This is a genomic window from Amnibacterium sp. (genome assembly GCF_025463795.1).
GTDB lineage: Bacteria > Actinomycetota > Actinomycetes > Actinomycetales > Microbacteriaceae > Amnibacterium.
The window spans coordinates 17,034-32,675 of record NZ_JAODBE010000123.1 but is presented as its reverse complement, the minus strand read 5'-3'; the positions used below and the strand labels follow the sequence as shown (position 1 = coordinate 32,675).

Genomic DNA, 15,642 nt, shown 5'->3' with positions numbered 1-15,642 from the left:
GTCCCTCAGAGGAGCACGAGCGCGGTGGCCGCGGCGGCCACGCCGAGGACGAGCACAACGTCGACGACGATGCCCGGGAGAACGCGGCGCCGCGTCGGTGCCGGCCCGAACGCGGGCTCGTCGACGCGCCCTCGGAGCATGGTGTGATCGGACGAGTCGTCGATCGCGGGACGGGACGCGGTCCCGGTCGCGGCGGCGGACGGAACGGCCGGCGAGGACCCGGTGGCTGCGGGGGCGATGTAGACCGCCGCAGGCACCCCCGTGGCGACCGGGCCGATGTCGAGTCGAGAACCGGTGCGCGATCCTGTCGTCGAGCGTTCCCCGGTGGCGCCGAGCCGCCCGAGCGTGAGGCTCTCGTCGCCGGGGAGACCGCCGCCGGCGCCAGTGAAGGAGTTGTCGAGAACATCCACCGTCGTGACGGCGAGGCCGAGCTCGCGCTGCACCTTCTGCAGGGCCCGGGCGAAACTGAGGGCCGAGGTGTAGCGGCCCTGCGGCGTCTTGGCCATCGCGGTCTGCAGCGCCCGTTCCAGAGATGCGGGCACGTCCGGTCGGCCGGTCGGGGGAACCGGATCCCGGCGGATACGCGCCGCCTGCGTTTCGACGTCGTTCGCGCCCTCCGCCGACTCGAACGGCGCGCGCCCGCCGAGGAGGGAGTACACCGTGGCGCCGAGCATGTACACGTCGGTGGCCGGCCCGCTCCAACTGCCGTCGAGCGTCTCCGGCGGCGACCACGGCACCGACATACCGAGCGTGTCGCCGGTGGCGGCGCGTCCGAGCGTGGCGGCGATTCCGAAATCGGCGAGCGCGGGCCGGTTGAACGAGGTCACCAGGATGTTCGCGGGCTTGATGTCGCGGTGGAGGACGCCGGCGCGATGGGCCGTCTCAACCGCTCCTGCGATCTGAATGCCGATCGCGAGGACCTCGTCGACGGGCAACGCCTCCACCCGGAACCGTTGCCCCAGGTTCGGTCGGGGGCAGTGCTCCATGACGAGGAACGGGCGCTCGTCGGGCAGCACGCCGGCGACGTGGACGGTCACGATGGCCGGGTGGGCGGACAGCTGCGCCATCAGGTTGGCCTCGTCGCGGAACGTCGCAACCGCGTCGGAGGACAGATCGTCGCCCCTGAGCACCTTGACCGCAACCGACCGTCGCGGCATCTCCTGCTCGTACAGGTAGACGTCGGCGAAGCCGCCGGAGCCGAGCGGCTGGAGGAACTCGTACCCGTCGATCTCGGGCGCGGCCGTCATCGTCATCCGACGTACCCGGTGTTCTGCACGACGATCGTCTTCGTGACCTTGTCGCCGTTCGCGCTCTGGACCGTCACCGCGTAGTTCTGCGACGAGGACGGGCACGGCCAGTCGAGGGAGATGTTGCTGTTCGGGTCCACGGTCGAGTAGGGCTGCTCCGACGCGTCGAACGTGTCAACGCCGAACCAGGCCTTGGTCCCGCCGGTCGACGACCAGGAGATCGTGATCGTCGGCGGGGGCGGCGTGCTCGAGAACTGACCACCGCCCGGCGTCGGGCACGACACTGCCGGGGCGCTCAGGGAGGTGATCACAGGTGCTGGGGGCGTGCTCGGGTGCGGTGAGGAGCCCGAGCCGGATCCGGACCCTGAGCCGGACCCCGATCCGGAGCCGGATCCCGATCCCGACCCCGAGCCGGAGCCGGAGCCGGAGCCGGAGCCGACCGGGGGAAGCGCCGGGACGGACAGGGTCGGGACCGGGGTCGTCGGCGACGCCGCTGGGCTGACCGACGGCAGGGCGCTCGGCGTCGTGCCCGCCGCGACCACCGCCGTCGGTGTGGGGGCATGCTGCGACAGCGCCGCCGCGATCGCCGGAGCGTGCTTGACGCCGTTCAACGCGAGGAGCACGGCCAACGCCACGCCGAGGGCGATCCTGAGCACCAGCCGCGCAATGCCGGACCGAGGCTTGGGAGCCGGGCCAGTCGGACCGGCCATCGCGCACCTCCATCCACCGCTGGATGCTGACGGGCACACCCTAGACCGCGCCGACACGCCGCGCGAGACCACTGGCGCGGAACCCCTACCACAACTACCCATGGCGGAACCTGAACGCGAGTCCTAGTCTGCTCGGCGGGGGACTCGGGCACGCCGCGAACAACCGGAAGGAAGCGGGAACATGCCGAACGTCAACGTCACCTACGAAGAGATGCAGAGCACTGCATCGCAGCTCAAGAACGGGCAGAACCAGCTCGAGCAGGAGCTCAATCACCTGAAGCAGATCGTCGACAACCTCGTTTCGTCGGGGTTCACGACGGACACCGCGTCGGGTGCGTTCCAGCAGACCTACGAGAAGTTCACACAGGGGTCGATCCAGACCATCTCGGGTCTCGAGGGCATGTCCGAGTTCCTGAACAAGGCTGCCGACACGATGCAGCAGACCGACTCGTCGCTGGCACGGGCCATCTCGAACTGACGACCGCTCACTCGAGGTGACGAGCGAAGGGCCCGGGCGCTGATGAACGGCGGGAGCCTGCGGCTGAACGACGAGGTTCTCGCCGACCTCGATCGCTCGATGACGATGATCCGTGACGTGCTGTCGAACGCCGGTGGATCGGCTCGGAACGACGCGAAGGCGGCGGGGGACGAGCGGCTGGCCGAGCAGCTCGTCGAGTTCGCCGACGACTGGCGGAAGACGAGGAACCACATGCTCGAGGAGATCGACAAGTTCCAGAGCATGGTCGCCATGACCGTCGAGAGCTTCGCGCAGACGGACCAGCAGCTCGCGGCGGCGCTCGTCCCCCCGGGCTCACGAGGCACGATCGCGAGCACCCGTGGCTGACGCGTTCCCGAACCCGCTGACCGGGGATCCGAACCAGCTCGAGGCCGACGGCACCCTCTACTCGGAGACGTCGGACGCGATCGCGAACGCCATCGGGGAGATCCGGCAGCTCGGCTCCGACCTCTTCTCGAGCCACGCGGTCACGGCGCTGAACCGCAACCAGGGCGACGTCGTCGAGAAGGTCACCCGGATCCAGTACCGGTACTACGAGGCCGGCGGCGCGCTCGTGAACTACGCGAGGGCCCTCCGGGAGGCGCAGACGCAGGCGGCGAACGCGATCGCCGCCCACGGCCCGCTCTCGGACCAGGCGTCGACCCTGCTGTACCGGATCGACGAGGAGTCCCGGCTCGCGCACGAGCCCGGCCCCGACCAGATCGTGCACATCATGCAGCTCCAGCAGCTCATGGCGGAGCAGCGGGAGGTGCAGGCGCGGCAGGCCGATGCGCAGCGGATGTGGAACGACGCGAAAGGAATGAAGGACGCCGCGGCTCAGGCTGCCCGCATCGCGATCCACGTCGGCGATGAGAAGAACGACCTGAACGACGACCTCTGGGACTCGCTCGCGGCGCTCGTGCCGGTGCTGCTGCTGATCGACAGGATCGCGCAGATGGTGCTGAAGATCGTCTCCCTCGTGCTGACGATCCTCGCCATCGTCTTCGCCGTGCTCTCGCTGATCTTCCCGATCCTCGCGCCGGTGGCCGCGGCCCTGTTCGGCTACGCGCAGATCGTCAACCTCGCGATCGCCGTCCTGGCGCTGCTCGCCTTCCTGATGGACGGGTTCCACCTGATGGACCTCGTGCTGGTGGGTGTCGCGATCGTGGCGACTTTCGGAGCCGGGCTCGCCGGGAGCGCCCTCGGGGCGGCGGCGCAGGGCGCGATCAGCAACGCGCTGTCGGACGTCGATGAAGTCGCCGGCGACGTGATCGGCGCGGTCGCGAAAAATGCGATCACCGAAGGCGTGAAGGACGTCACGAAGGCCGAGGTCGGCGACCTGCTCTTCCGCGGGTCGAACGAGGCCGGGCAGCTGTTCAACGAGGTCGGCGGGCCTGCGGCCGACGGGCTGAACACCCTCGCCGCGCCCGGCATCACCGACATGAAGGATCTCAGCAAGCATCTGGGGTTCGAGGCGGGCGGCTACCTGAAGGACGGCCTGAACGAGACCCCGTTCCCCGAGATCCTGCACATGCCCTTCCGGGAGATCTCGTCGTTCGCCGACTCGGGTGGCCTCGGGAACCTCGACTGGGCGAAGGACGGCTGGAACGCGGTCCAGACCCACATCATCGATCCCGCGCAGCACCTGCAGCAGGCCGGCAACCAGTTCGCCGCGACACTCACCCATTGGGACCCGGGTGGTCAGTTCTCAGCAGGCGCCACCGGGTGGAGCTCGGGCGACGTGAGCGGCGACAAGCTGGGGGACGCCGTCAGCGGCCCGCTCGCGGACGCCGGCAGCGCGGCGTCGGACGGGCACTGGGGCGGCGGTGCGCAGTGGGTGATGAACCACCTGGGGCCGGGCCTACCGCTCGGCTCCAGCGCGGGGGCGGTGGGCGACCGGCTCGGTGACATCTTCGGCAACATGCAGGACGACCAGAACAAGGCGCTCATCAAGTTCGAAACGCCCGAGGGCACGTGGGGCTCCCACGATTGGGATCCGGCGATCTGGGGCGCGGTCACACCGTGAGCACGGCACTCGAGCGGACCGAACTCCAGGTCGCCATGCCAGCCGGCTGGTACGCGATGCCCGACCCGGAGGCGCCTGGCGCGCCCGCCTGGCCCTATGAGATGGTCGGACGACTGGGATTCGAGGGCCAGGACGCGGTGTCGGCCGTCGTGTCGCTCGCAGATGCCCTCGACAGGGCCCGGGCCCAGGCGAGGCCCAGGCGGTTGCGCTGGGTGTTCCTCGGCGAGCCGCCGGTCGCAGTCGTGCAGGCGTGGGCCCGGCTCGACGTCGTGCCGCGACTACAGCCGGACGGGCGCACCGCATCAGACACCTGGGAGCGGGGAGTGCGCAACGCGCCGCACGCAGGCGAGGCGGCCGTGTGGCATCGTGAGGTCGCGCGGCGCACCGTGCACGGCGACCCTGCGGTCACGATCCACGACCTGCTCACCGTCCGATCAGCACCGGACGCATCCGGGACGGTGCAGCACCGCACCGTGGTGACGATGTTCCCTGCCGAGCCGATCGTCGTTTCGCTCTCGGTCTCGACCCCCTTGCTCGCCGCGCTGCCCGACGTCGAAGCGACGGCGCTCGAGATCGCGAACGGCATCCGCCTCGGAGAACCTTCGTGAAGAACCCCGACATCGAGTTCGTGCTACCCGGCTCGTGGCGGTTCGTACCGGTCGCGGACGAGTCGGCCGCCAAGCGCGCCATAGGACGCATCACGGAGCAGACGGTCGGCCGGGCCGACGAGCGAGCCCGCCTCCGGGCGGACATCCGGGCGCGGTTCACCGCCGCGGCCGACCGTGCCCGCGGCGCAGGCGGCGAGGCGATGTGGATCTGCGACGAGATCACACCCGGCGTCCCCCTCCCCGCGTCCATCGTTCTCTACCGGCCCGCGCTCACAGTTCGCCACGAGGAGTCCGCCGAGCACCGCCGCACGGCGCTGCATGAACTGCTCGCCGAGCCGAGGAGCGACGTCGCCGAGTCGGACCTCGTCTCCGGCGGCCAGCCGGCGGTGCGGCGCGCCGAAACGGTGTCGGGCCCAGCCACGGACGAGCCGAACGCGCCGGTCGTGGAGACGGTCGAGTGCGACTACTGGATCGTGCAGCCCGACGGCCGCGGCGTGCTGCTGCTCGTCTTCGCATGCGGCATGCCGCTCCTGCGGGACAAGCTGATCGAGCTGTTCGACCTCATCGTGACGACGCTGCGGTGGAGGGACGAGGTCCTGGTCCCCCCGGTCGTCGACGCCGCCGTCATGTAGCCGTCGCCGCAGGTCCGTGCAGCACGGAGGGGCTGCGAAATGCAGCGGTAGGCGCCCGTCGCCCTCGACGATGCCGGTGATGGGTGGGCGGCCGAATCCCGCAGCCGCGCTGCCCAGCGGGTCCCCGTATCCACTGGCGCGAGGGTGTCCCCAGGTGGGTCGTCGAGATCGCGTCGAACGCCGTCGTACTCGATAGAGACCAGCCTGCCCCGAGCTCACCTGCTATGCCACGCTCACGAATGGTGCCGGGCGCTCGACGGCGCGAGTGCGTATGTCAAGGTGGTTGGGCATCACCACGACTACCGGTGGCCCGTGGACAGCGTCTCTCTCTTCTGAGGCGGAGCCGGTCACCACGTGCTCGGTCGACGTCTCATCGGAGGCACGTGAGTCAGTCTGGGCGCCTCTCGATCGTCTTGGGGCTGAACCTCGCGCTCGTCGCCGGGCTGACGGTCGCCGGCCTCGCCGTCGGGTCGGTGTCGCTGCTGGCGACGGCCGGTGACTGCGTCGGGGACGTCGTCGCGCTCGGGCTCGGACTGCTCGCCGTGCACCTGCGGGACCGGCACGGCAGGGCCGGAGCGACGAATGTGGTCGCCTCGGTCAACGTCGTGGTCCTGCTCGCCGTCTCGGTCGGCGTGCTGATCGAGGCGAGCGTCCGCCTGCTCCAGGGCGCGCCCGAGGTGCCCGGCGTGCCGGTGGTGCTCGGCGGTGTGGTGACGGCCGTGGTCCTCGGTGGCGGCGTACTCGTGCTCGGCAGGGGCGCGGGCCGCGAGGACCTCCACATGCGTTCGGTGCTGCTCGACACGGCGTCCGACAGTGCCGCGGCCGGTGCGGTCGCGCTTGCGGGGGCGGTCATGGCGGTGACGCACGGGCTGTACTGGCTCGATCCAGCGGTGGGGGCGGTCATCGCGCTGGTCGTGATGGTCGGGGCGGTCCGGCTGCTCGTCGACGTGGGGCGCGCGCTCCGTCGCGGTACGGCTGTCCAGGTGGACCTGGACTGATCCGGAGCGTGGGGGTCAGTCCTCGGCGATGAAGGCGGCAGCCCGCCGGCCCCAACCCGAGATCCGGTCCGGAGACGTGGCGACGTCGAGGGTGCTGTTCGGGAGCCGCTCGGCCAGGTACTCCGCGGTATCCACGGGATGGCTGGGGTCGGTGTCCCAGGTCAGGATGAGGGTCGGGTGCGTGATGGCGCGGAGCTGGTCGTCGTCGGGGAAGATGCTGGTCGCTGCGCCGCGGAGGACCGCGGACAGGAGGTGGTCGCGGACGGCGATGCCGGAGGCCCGCGTCCATCCGCCGGCCTGGAGGATGGGGGCCGGTGGCGTGACGCGCATGACGCGTTGCCACGATTCACGTCCGCGGAGCTCGATCATCTGGGCCGCGGCCAGGTAGAGCTGCGCTTGTGCTGCCCGCGCCTCGCCGCGAGTCGGTGGCACGACAAGGACGAGCCGACGGAAGCGCCGCGGGGCGGCGACGGCGGCCCAGAGCAGGACGCCGCAGCCTGTCGATGAGCCGAGCCCGTCGATCGGCCGATCGGGAGAGGCCGAATCGGCGACGGCGAGGTAGTCCTCGGCGAGGCGGGGCCACCGGTACGTCGTCCCGTCGTCCGTTCCCGTCGAGGCGCCGTGCCCACGGGTATCGAACCGGATGAGCCGGTTGCCGGCGGCGGCGACGGCGCTCCAATCCATGATGCCGACCTCGTCCTCCCACGCCCGGCTGGTGGCGAGGGAATGGGCGACGACCATCGTGTGATCCGCGTCCTTCGGACCCGCGCTGCTGTAGGCGAGGGTGACGTCCGGCCGGTCGAGGTGCGAATCCACCGGCGAATCCTACGGACCGCACTTGCGTCGTCCCCTCGGCGGCTCGAAGGCGCAACCCGTATCAATAGATGCCTCGGGATGAGAGCATGTCCGCCATCGCACACGGTTCGTCTGAGGGGGGATGGCCGATGGCCGACGCAACGTCGTCCGTTCCGCTCCCGGCCGTGCTGCAGGGTCGCTATCGCCCAGGTCCTCCGCTCGGACACGGTGGCGCATCGACCGTCTACCGGGCCCGCGACATCCTGCTCGGCCGCGACGTCGCGATCAAGGTCTTCAGGACGCCCGCGATCGACCCGAAGGATCTGCGGACGCAGGAGGGCGAAGCCCGCATGCTCGGGGGGCTGAACCACCCCGGCCTGGTCACGCTCCTCGACGCGGGCGTCGAGCTCACCGACGTCACGTCACCGCAGGTGTTCCTGGTCATGGAGTACGTGGAGGGTCCGGACCTCCGCCACCGGCTCCGCCAGGGCGCCCTGTCGGCGCTCGAGGTGACCTACCTCGGCTGGGACCTGCTGAGCGCTTTGGCCTACGTCCACGAGCGCGGGATCATCCACCGCGACCTGAAGCCGGCCAACGTGCTGCTCGCCGCCTCCCGCGGCCGACCCGCGCGCGGGAAGCTCGCCGACTTCGGGATCGCCGTGCTGCGCGGGGACATGGGGGAGCCGAGCGACGAGACGACCGGCACCGCGGCCTACCTGAGCCCCGAACAGGTCGAAGGGCTCCCGCTCGGATCCGAGACGGACATCTACTCCGTCGGGCTCGTGCTTCTCGAGGCGTACACCGGGCGGCCTGCGTTCCCCGGCAGCGTGATCGACTCCGCGATGGCGCGCCTCGACCGCGATCCCGCCATCCCGCCCGACACCCCCGCCGGGCTGGCGGCGCTGCTGCGATCGATGACCTCCCGGGTTCCAGCGGACCGACCGACGGCGGAGGACGCGGCCGCCGCCTTCCGCGACCTGATCGTCGGCGACCTGGGTGGCCAACGACCCAGGCCTCGCGATCCGGAGTCCGAACGGGTCGCCGCCGTCCGGGACTACAACCTGATCGACACGCCGCCGGACGCCGAGTTCGACCGGATCACCGCGCTCGCCGCCCGCGTGTTCGAGGTGCCTGTCGCCGTCATCAGCATCGTCGACGAGGAGCGGGTCTGGTTGAAGTCCAGGCACGGGATCGACGTGAGCGAGGTCGAGCGCACGCGCGGTCTCGGCGCCGCCGGGGGGCTCCATGAGCAGACGCTCGTGATCGAGGACGTCGCGACCGACCCGCGAATCGCCCACGTTCCTGGCGCTGAGGCGTCTCCCTTCCGGTTCTACGCCGGCGTCCCCTTGAAGACGAGCGACGGACTCAATCTCGGCACCTTCGCGATCGCGCACACCGAACCGCGCCGGATGTCGGCGACCGACACGGCGACGCTCGAGGACCTCGCCGCCATGGCCCTGCACGAGATGGAGATCCGCCGTGCCGCGCGACGCATCGCCCTCGGACGGGCGAGCCGGAACGAATGAGGGCGGCCCCGGCGTGACGGTTCTTCGGGTCGGGGGTTTCCGGGTCCCTGTCCCGGGGGCGTACGGCACCGAGGCGAGGAGCGGGTCTCCTCGTCGTTCTCGTTCCTGCCGAGCCCGCCGCAGGCCCGCCCGGCAGGAGCTCGCCGGCTTCGCCGGTGCGCTCCCTAGATCGCGGCGGTGAGGTCGAGCAGGGTCTGCCGCTGCGCGGTCCGCTGTCGCATCGACCGCTGCACCCGCTTGCAGACCATCGGGAACGCCTCGACGGCGTCGGCCTGCGTCGACAGGTAGCGGAGCCGCTGGTAGTACTCCGTTCTCGACATCCCGAAGGTGAAGAGGATGAGGTCGGTCTTCCTGCCGGTCGGTGCGGGGTGCGCCTCCTCGAAGGCGAGGAACCGGTGTGCGTCTTCCGTGAGCATGCGACGAGTATCGAAGACAGGTACGACATCCCCTGCCTGCCGGCTGACGTCCGGCGGGCGGGCCCTGCCGGGTTGTCCACATCGTTTTCGTACCTGTGTACGAGTTCTTCGCCGTGGGTCCCGCTGCGACAGGGCCCGATCGGGGCCCGTGACACCATCACCCCTGTGATCGACCACGTCGACGGCATCAGGGGCGCGCGCGAGCACCCCCACACCATCGATGCGGTCGCGGCCACGCCGGTCGTGCGGTGACGGCCCTGCCGGCGCAGCGCTCGGTCGTGCTGCGGCGTCGCGGCTTCGCGCTCGAGGCGGCCACGCTCGCATGGAACGTGGCCGGCGTCGTCGTCCTGGCGGCCATCGCGCTCAGCAGCGGGTCGGTCGCCGTCGTCGGGTTCGGGCTGGACAGCCTCATCGAGATCGGTGCCGGCATCGTGGTGATCTGGGAGCTGTCGGGCACGGGCGCGGCGCGGCAGGTACGGGCGCTCCGCATCATCGCCGCCGCGTTCCTCCTGCTCGCGGTGTACCTCGTCGCCTCATCGGCCTTCGCGCTGGTGACGCGGCTGCATCCGCACGACGGGCCGGCGGGCATCGTCTGGACGGGCGTCACGGCTGTCGTCATGTTCCTGCTCGCGGCGGGGAAGACAGCCACCGGCGCGGAGCTCGGGAACCCGGTCCTGGTCGCTGAGGGCCGCGTCACGGTCGTCGACGGGATGCTCGCCGTCGTCGTTCTGATCGGCCTCGCGGTCGACGCGCTCCTCGGCTGGTGGTGGGCCGACCCGCTCGCGGCGCTCGTGCTCGTGGTCTACGCCGTCCGCGAGGCCGTGCACATCCGGCGGGGCTGAACGGCAGCATCCGCAGCGGGCGAGACGCCCCGGCCGCGAAGATCGGCCGGCCGCCGTCCTCCTCGATCCGACCGAGGTGACACGAGGAGCTGCTCCGGCCCTGCCGCCCGCTGCACCACGGCTCGACGCATCAGCGAGGGCGGCTCGAACCTCGAGCGACACTGTCGCGCAGGGAGCGAGCACCTGGCGTACTCGGCCACGGTGCTCGAGCAGTGAGCCGTCCCGCGCTCGGGGCGGCGTGCGACGGCCTGCACATCCCGAGGGCCGAGCGGCAGGACCCGGCGGCCGGGGAGCCGCTGCGGCGGCGGACGTAGGCTGCCCCCGTGGCGGTCCGTGCGCTCGATCCGTCGCACCGGCGTGTGCGTGCGGCTCGCGCGGCCGCCGCGTCCACGCTCGCCACCCTGGTCGCGCTCGCGTCGCATGTCGCCGCCGGTGGTGCTCCGCCGTCGATGCTGCTCGTCGCGACGGTCGGCGTGCTCTCCTGGTGGCCCGCGATCCTGCTGATGGGCCGGCGGCCGTCGCTCGCCGGGCAGGCGCTCACGATCCTGCTCGCAGAGGCCGCCCTGCACGCGACCTTCACGCTCGGGGCGGCGCCCTCGTCGGCGCTCGTCGTGCCGCGGCCCGGTGCCGTGCTCGGGCCGATGCCGGGCATGCCGGCGGAGGCACCCATGGCCGCGATGGCCGCTCCGACCGCAGCGATGTGGACCGCTCACGCCGTCGCCGCGGTGCTCACGGTCGTCGCGTGGAACCGCGGCGAGGCCGCCTTCTGGGCTCTCGTGCGACTCGCCCACCGGCTGAGCCCCGTTCCCGTGCCGGAGCGGACCCACGACGAGCGGCCGCGGCTCCGCGCACTCGTCGCGACCCGGTGGGATCCGTCCCCCGCGCACCACCTCGAGCGGGTGGTGGCCGTCCGGCCCCGCCGAGGCCCGCCTCCCGTTCCGAACCGCTGACGTCCCACCCGGCCCTCGGGTCCGAATGCTCCCGTGTGCATCGCGCGCGGCCCACTGCTGAACCGAGCCCCTTCGGCGGCTCCACCTCGTGAGGAATCTCCCCATGTCATCGATGTCCTGGTCCCGGGTGGCAGTCGCCGCCGCGGCGACCGTCGCCCTCGTGCTCGCCGTCCCGCTGGGCGCGAGCGCCCACGTCCGCGTCACTCCGAGGCAGGCCGTCGCCGGCGCGGACGACACCCTGCTGACCTTCTCCGTCCCCACCGAGTCGGGGGCGGCGAGCACGACCCGTGTGGTGATCGAGCTGCCCACGTCCACCCCGTTCGGCGACGTGTCGTACCAGCCGGTGCCCGGCTGGACGGCGAGGGTCGTCGACGGCAGGCTGCCGAAGCCGGCGAAGGTCGACGCCACGACGATCACGGAGGCGCCGCTGCGGATCGAGTGGACGGCGGACCCGGGCACGAAGCTCGTCAGCGGCCAGTTCCAGGACTTCGTGCTGAGCGTCGGACCCATGCCCCGCACCGGCAGGATCGCCTTCCCGACGACGCAGACCTACTCGGACGGCACGGTCGTGCGGTGGTCGCAGGCCACGCCGGCGACGGGCCAGGAGCCGGACCATCCGGCCCCCGTCCTCTACGTCGAGGACGCGCCGCCGGGGACCGAGCGGCTCACCTCCGACGCGGTCGGGCTGAGCGCCGAGGCTCCCGCCACCTCGAGCGATCTGATGCTGGTCGCCGTGCTTGCGGCCGCCGCGCTCGTGCTCGCGGTGCTGGCGGGCGGGCTCGGCGTGCTCGCCGTCGTCGGCGCCCGCCGCTCGCGGCGCCCCTGAGAAACGGCCGCGGCCCCGCCCTGCAGCACGTCGGGGCCGCGGCTCCAGGGGGAGCGGCAGCCGCTCCTCCTGGCCCTGGTGCGGACGGGCGGGTGCCGCTACCGTCGATCCACGCAGCCGACGCGGTCGGCCGCGGCTCGGGCAGAAGGAAGGAGCGAGGCCATGACGGTGCGCATCAGCACGCCCTCCTCCACTTCCTCACCCATCGGGGCCGCCGCCTAGCACCACCCGGCGGTCTCCAGCCCAGTACGGAGATCACCGTGTCGTTGTTCGACGAGTCCACCGCATCCCTGCGGTTCTCGACCCACCAGCCCGGACCCGGGCAACGGTGGTCGACCTGGCCCTCGACCACGCCGACGCAGCGCGGGCCACGACCCCATCCCGACTGGCTCGTCGTCTCGGCCGCCGCGTTCGACACCGAGCTCGGGATCGTGAAGACCGGGAAGGAGGCCGACCTCCACCTCCTCGAGCGGGCGGTCCCGGACGATCCGACGGCGACGTGTCTCCTCGCCGCGAAGCGGTACCGGGGGCCGGGCACCACCGACTTCCACCGGTCGGCCGCGTACCAGGAGGGCCGGCGGATGCGGAACACCCGCGACACGAGGGCGGTCGCTCGCGGCAGCGCGCACGGCCGGGCCGTCTCGGCCGAGCGGTGGGCGATCGCGGAGTTCGAGGGGCTCTGCACTCTCTCGCAACTCGGCCTGCCTGTGCCGTACCCGGTGCAGATCTCGGGGACCGAGATCCTCATGGAGTTCATCGGCGACGGGACACGCGCGGCCGCCCGCCTGGCCCAGCACCGCCCGGGCCGGGCGGAGGCGGAGGACTGGTTCGAGCAGGTCGTGAGGATCCTGCACGGGCTCGCCCGCGCCGGCTTCGCGCACGGGGACCTGTCCGCCTACAACCTGCTCGTGCACCGCGGTCAGGTGGTGGTGATCGACCTGCCGCAACTCGTCGACATCGCCGCCAACCCCAACGGGGCCGCGATGCTGCAGCGCGACTGCCACATCATCTGCGACTGGTTCGCCCGTCACGGCGTCGCGGCCGACGAGGACCTGCTCTTCACCGACCTGATCAGCGAGGTGTTCTGACCGCCCGGCGCCGGGACGGTCCCGGATTCAGCGGCGGCCGCCTGCGACGGCGAGGCGGCTGTTGACGGGCTTGATCGGCGGGTCGGGGAGGTGCGGCTGCGGGACGGCGTCGAGCGCGAACTCGGCCACGACCCCCGGCCGGAACAGCAGGCAGTAGGTCGAGCCGCCGAACTGGAAGTGCCCGAGCTCCTGCCCCTTGTCGAGGTGCGCCCCCGGCTTCACGGCGGGCGCGACGATGCACGACGACACCTCGACCATGCCGACGAGCACGACCGCGACGAGGCCGATCGACGGCTCGTCCGCCTCGAGGAGGATCACCGCGCGGGTCGCCACGTGGGCGAGGTAGGACTGCGAGTTCGTAGGCTCGGTCGCCTCCGGCCCCTCGGCGTCCGCCTCCGAGAAGTAGGTGCCGTCCTGCACGAAGGCCCGCACGACGGTGCCGCTGACGGGGCTGTGCCACCGGTGGTAGTTGTTCGCGCTGAGGAACGCCTGGTACACCGTGCCCCCGACGAACTCGTCGACCGCTTCGTCGCCGGCGAGCATGTCGACGAGCGAGTACGGCTGGGTCTTGATCCAGAAGCGGTCCTTGCGCTGCACGTCGATGGCGATGCCGTAGGCGACGGACTCGCAGACGTTCGCGATCACGCGGCCGTCCTTCGGTGCCGCCACCGGGCGCGCGCCCGGTGCCAGGCGGCGGGTGAAGAAGTCGTTCCAGGAGGCGAAGCCGTCGTACTCGGCGTCGGGGTCGTGCTCGAACTGGTCGATGCCGATCGTCGCCCTGGCCTCGTCGGACAGCCAGCCGGTGGGGGAGTCGTTCAGCACGTACCGGGACTCCGGGCTGTTCAGGAAGTCGCACCAGACGCCGAGCAGCTCCTTCAGCACCGCGTTGACGCGGGCGTCGCGGAAGAACGCGAACCCCGCCGTGGTGCCGCTCGGCCAGTCGAGGATCGCTCCGAGCGGGGTCGACGCGGTCGAGTCACCGAACTCCGGCGCGAGCGTGAGCACCTCGTTGATCATGCGGAGCAGCTCGTCCCACGAGTCGACCGGCTTGTCGCTGTACTCCTTGCCGACCGGCGCCTCGGTGACCATCCGCTCCGCGTACATCCGCAGCACCGGGTCGCCCTCGACGAGGTCCTTCAGCTTCGCAGCCACCGGATGCAGCACGAGCCGCTCGCCGAGCGCGGCCACGCGCTGACGGTGCCGGGTCAGCCAGGACTCGAGGTCCGCCTGCTCAGGCAGCCAGCCCGCCTTGCGTCGCACATCGACAGAGACCACGGGACCAGGCATAGCCGCACGGTAACCCCGGGCGCATGGGCGTTCCCCCCGCGCCGACCGTCACGAGCGCGCAGGCCGGGCGGCGGTCGTGATCTGGAGCGGTCGCCTGGACTGACGCGAACCTGACCCGCCGGTCCCGGCGTGCCGCCGATCCGGCGTGGGGCTGGGAACCGACCGGCTTGATGCGAAAAGGTGGTCCCTGCCGCCTCACGTGAGGCGGTCGACGGCCGGACCCATCCCCTCCGCCCGTCGGTCGCGCGGCGCGGAGCGCCGCATCACCGAGAGGGGCGAGACCCAGTGGGCCTTCTCCAGGCAGTGCTGCTCGGCGTGATCGAGGGACTCACCGAGTTCCTCCCCGTCTCGAGCACCGGCCACCTGACCATCGTCGAGAAGCTGCTCGGCCTCCGCGTCGACGACCCCGGCGTGACCGCGTTCACCGCGATCATCCAGGTCGGGGCGATCATCGCGGTCATCATCTACTTCCGCCGCGACATCGTGCGGATCATCGCCGCCTGGGTGCGGGGCCTCGCGAACCGGGACCATCGGTCCGACCCCGACTACCGGCTCGCCTGGTACGTCATCATCGGCACCGTCCCCATCGGGATCATCGGCCTGCTCGCCCGGCACCTCATCACCGGTGCGCTGCGCAGCCTCTGGGTCGTCGTCGCGGCCCTCGTGCTCTGGAGCATCGTGATGTTCATCGCGGAGCGGGTCGGGCGCAAGAAGCGTACTGAGGAGCAGCTCACCCTCGCCGATGCGATCGTCATCGGCCTGATGCAGTGCATCGCGCTCGTTCCGGGCGTCTCCCGGTCCGGTGCGACGATCAGCGCCGGCCTGTTCCGCGGCCTGAACCGCGTCGCGGCGACCCGGTTCTCCTTCTTCCTCGCCATCCCCGCGCTGATCGCCGCGGGCGGCTTCGAAGCGGCCACGTCGGCGAAGGACATCTCCTCCACCGTCGGCTGGGGCCCGACCGCCGTCGCCACCGTCATCAGCTTCGTCGTGGCCTACGCCTCCATCGCGTGGCTGCTGCGGATCGTGGCGAAGCATCCGATCTCGGTGTTCATCGCCTATCGGATCGTCCTCGCCGCGCTCGTCGCGGGGCTGCTGCTCGCCGGCCTCATCACCGCCCAGTAGCCCGTCCTGCACGCCGGATGAACGCAGAAGCCGATCCTGTTGGGATCATCGGCGGTTCTTAGGATGCGCCAGC

General features: G+C 71.4%; 17 protein-coding genes. 12 read left to right on the top strand and 5 right to left on the bottom strand.

All coding sequences use genetic code 11. From position 1 onward, the window contains the following. Positions 1–5 precede the first annotated feature (5 nt). Together JWQ92_RS11120 and JWQ92_RS11115 are read right to left on the bottom strand one after the other, a co-directional pair. Positions 6–1,247, bottom strand: a complete 1,242-nt coding sequence (locus JWQ92_RS11120) for a serine/threonine-protein kinase (protein WP_297344527.1) — start codon at positions 1,245–1,247, stop codon at positions 6–8. A 2-nt stretch (positions 1,248–1,249) separates the two neighbouring features. Continuing rightward, complete coding sequence (locus JWQ92_RS11115) at positions 1,250–1,903, bottom strand: hypothetical protein (protein ID WP_297344526.1); 654 nt, start codon at positions 1,901–1,903, stop codon at positions 1,250–1,252. A gap of 235 nt (positions 1,904–2,138) precedes the next feature. On the opposite strand from JWQ92_RS11115, the gene JWQ92_RS11110 reads away from it, so the two are divergent. From JWQ92_RS11110 to JWQ92_RS11085, 6 genes are all read left to right on the top strand, one after another. After that, positions 2,139–2,435, top strand: coding sequence for a WXG100 family type VII secretion target (locus JWQ92_RS11110; protein ID WP_297344525.1), 297 nt, complete (start codon positions 2,139–2,141; stop codon positions 2,433–2,435). A 42-nt stretch (positions 2,436–2,477) separates the two neighbouring features. Next, complete coding sequence (locus JWQ92_RS11105) at positions 2,478–2,801, top strand: hypothetical protein (RefSeq protein WP_297344524.1); 324 nt, start codon at positions 2,478–2,480, stop codon at positions 2,799–2,801. Then, positions 2,794–4,479 carry a hypothetical protein gene (locus tag JWQ92_RS11100; protein WP_297344523.1) on the top strand — a complete coding sequence of 562 codons (1,686 nt, stop codon included), beginning with the start codon at positions 2,794–2,796 and terminating at the stop codon, positions 4,477–4,479. Before JWQ92_RS11105 ends, JWQ92_RS11100 begins: the two co-directional genes overlap by 8 nt. Beyond that, positions 4,476–5,087 (top strand): hypothetical protein, encoded by a 612-nt coding sequence (locus JWQ92_RS11095; RefSeq protein ID WP_297344522.1) that lies wholly within the window; start codon positions 4,476–4,478, stop codon positions 5,085–5,087. The genes JWQ92_RS11100 and JWQ92_RS11095 overlap by 4 nt, the downstream gene beginning before the upstream one ends. After that, complete coding sequence (locus JWQ92_RS11090; RefSeq protein WP_297344521.1) at positions 5,084–5,719, top strand: hypothetical protein; 636 nt, start codon at positions 5,084–5,086, stop codon at positions 5,717–5,719. Before JWQ92_RS11095 ends, JWQ92_RS11090 begins: the two co-directional genes overlap by 4 nt. 383 nt (positions 5,720–6,102) lie before the next feature. Continuing rightward, positions 6,103–6,717, top strand: coding sequence for a cation transporter (locus JWQ92_RS11085; RefSeq protein ID WP_297344520.1), 615 nt, complete (start codon positions 6,103–6,105; stop codon positions 6,715–6,717). A 15-nt stretch (positions 6,718–6,732) separates the two neighbouring features. Here the strand turns inward: JWQ92_RS11085 and JWQ92_RS11080 are convergent, their stop codons facing one another. Next, positions 6,733–7,533 carry an alpha/beta hydrolase gene (locus tag JWQ92_RS11080; RefSeq protein ID WP_297344519.1) on the bottom strand — a complete coding sequence of 267 codons (801 nt, stop codon included), beginning with the start codon at positions 7,531–7,533 and terminating at the stop codon, positions 6,733–6,735. A 128-nt stretch (positions 7,534–7,661) separates the two neighbouring features. On the opposite strand from JWQ92_RS11080, the gene JWQ92_RS11075 reads away from it, so the two are divergent. Beyond that, the gene (locus JWQ92_RS11075) at positions 7,662–9,038 is read left to right on the top strand and encodes a GAF domain-containing serine/threonine-protein kinase (protein WP_297344518.1); all 1,377 of its coding nucleotides are present in this window, start codon (positions 7,662–7,664) and stop codon (positions 9,036–9,038) included. A 164-nt stretch (positions 9,039–9,202) separates the two neighbouring features. Here the strand turns inward: JWQ92_RS11075 and JWQ92_RS11070 are convergent, their stop codons facing one another. Further along, complete coding sequence (locus JWQ92_RS11070; protein WP_297344517.1) at positions 9,203–9,454, bottom strand: DUF3263 domain-containing protein; 252 nt, start codon at positions 9,452–9,454, stop codon at positions 9,203–9,205. A gap of 248 nt (positions 9,455–9,702) precedes the next feature. On the opposite strand from JWQ92_RS11070, the gene JWQ92_RS11065 reads away from it, so the two are divergent. From JWQ92_RS11065 to JWQ92_RS11050, 4 genes are all read left to right on the top strand, one after another. Beyond that, a complete protein-coding gene (locus tag JWQ92_RS11065) occupies positions 9,703–10,296 on the top strand; it encodes a cation transporter (protein ID WP_297344516.1) in 594 nt (197 codons plus the stop codon). Positions 10,297–10,619: 323 nt separating this feature from the next. Beyond that, positions 10,620–11,246 (top strand): hypothetical protein, encoded by a 627-nt coding sequence (locus tag JWQ92_RS11060; RefSeq protein WP_297344515.1) that lies wholly within the window; start codon positions 10,620–10,622, stop codon positions 11,244–11,246. Between the two features lie 103 nt (positions 11,247–11,349). After that, complete coding sequence (locus tag JWQ92_RS11055) at positions 11,350–12,072, top strand: YcnI family protein (protein WP_297344514.1); 723 nt, start codon at positions 11,350–11,352, stop codon at positions 12,070–12,072. A 260-nt stretch (positions 12,073–12,332) separates the two neighbouring features. Continuing rightward, on the top strand, positions 12,333–13,160 hold the full coding sequence (locus JWQ92_RS11050) for a serine protein kinase RIO (RefSeq protein WP_297344513.1): 828 nt from the start codon (positions 12,333–12,335) through the stop codon (positions 13,158–13,160). A 27-nt stretch (positions 13,161–13,187) separates the two neighbouring features. Here the strand turns inward: JWQ92_RS11050 and JWQ92_RS11045 are convergent, their stop codons facing one another. Then, positions 13,188–14,447 carry a phosphatidylserine decarboxylase family protein gene (locus JWQ92_RS11045; RefSeq protein WP_297344512.1) on the bottom strand — a complete coding sequence of 420 codons (1,260 nt, stop codon included), beginning with the start codon at positions 14,445–14,447 and terminating at the stop codon, positions 13,188–13,190. A gap of 285 nt (positions 14,448–14,732) precedes the next feature. Here JWQ92_RS11045 and JWQ92_RS11040 point away from each other — a divergent pair, with 285 nt between their 5' ends. Next, on the top strand, positions 14,733–15,569 hold the full coding sequence (locus tag JWQ92_RS11040; protein ID WP_297344511.1) for an undecaprenyl-diphosphate phosphatase: 837 nt from the start codon (positions 14,733–14,735) through the stop codon (positions 15,567–15,569). Positions 15,570–15,642 lie beyond the last annotated feature (73 nt).

Excerpts from the sequence above, each read along its gene's own strand:
- JWQ92_RS11120 (WP_297344527.1), bottom strand. The coding sequence starts at position 1,247 with ATGACGGCCGCGCCCGAGATCGACGGGTACGAGTTCCTCCAGCCGCTC.
- JWQ92_RS11105 (WP_297344524.1), top strand. The coding sequence starts at position 2,478 with ATGAACGGCGGGAGCCTGCGGCTGAACGACGAGGTTCTCGCCGACCTC.
- JWQ92_RS11110 (WP_297344525.1), top strand. The coding sequence starts at position 2,139 with ATGCCGAACGTCAACGTCACCTACGAAGAGATGCAGAGCACTGCATCG.
- JWQ92_RS11055 (WP_297344514.1), top strand. The coding sequence starts at position 11,350 with ATGTCATCGATGTCCTGGTCCCGGGTGGCAGTCGCCGCCGCGGCGACC.
- JWQ92_RS11045 (WP_297344512.1), bottom strand. The coding sequence starts at position 14,447 with ATGCCTGGTCCCGTGGTCTCTGTCGATGTGCGACGCAAGGCGGGCTGG.
- JWQ92_RS11075 (WP_297344518.1), top strand. The coding sequence starts at position 7,662 with ATGGCCGACGCAACGTCGTCCGTTCCGCTCCCGGCCGTGCTGCAGGGT.
- JWQ92_RS11070 (WP_297344517.1), bottom strand. The coding sequence starts at position 9,454 with ATGCTCACGGAAGACGCACACCGGTTCCTCGCCTTCGAGGAGGCGCAC.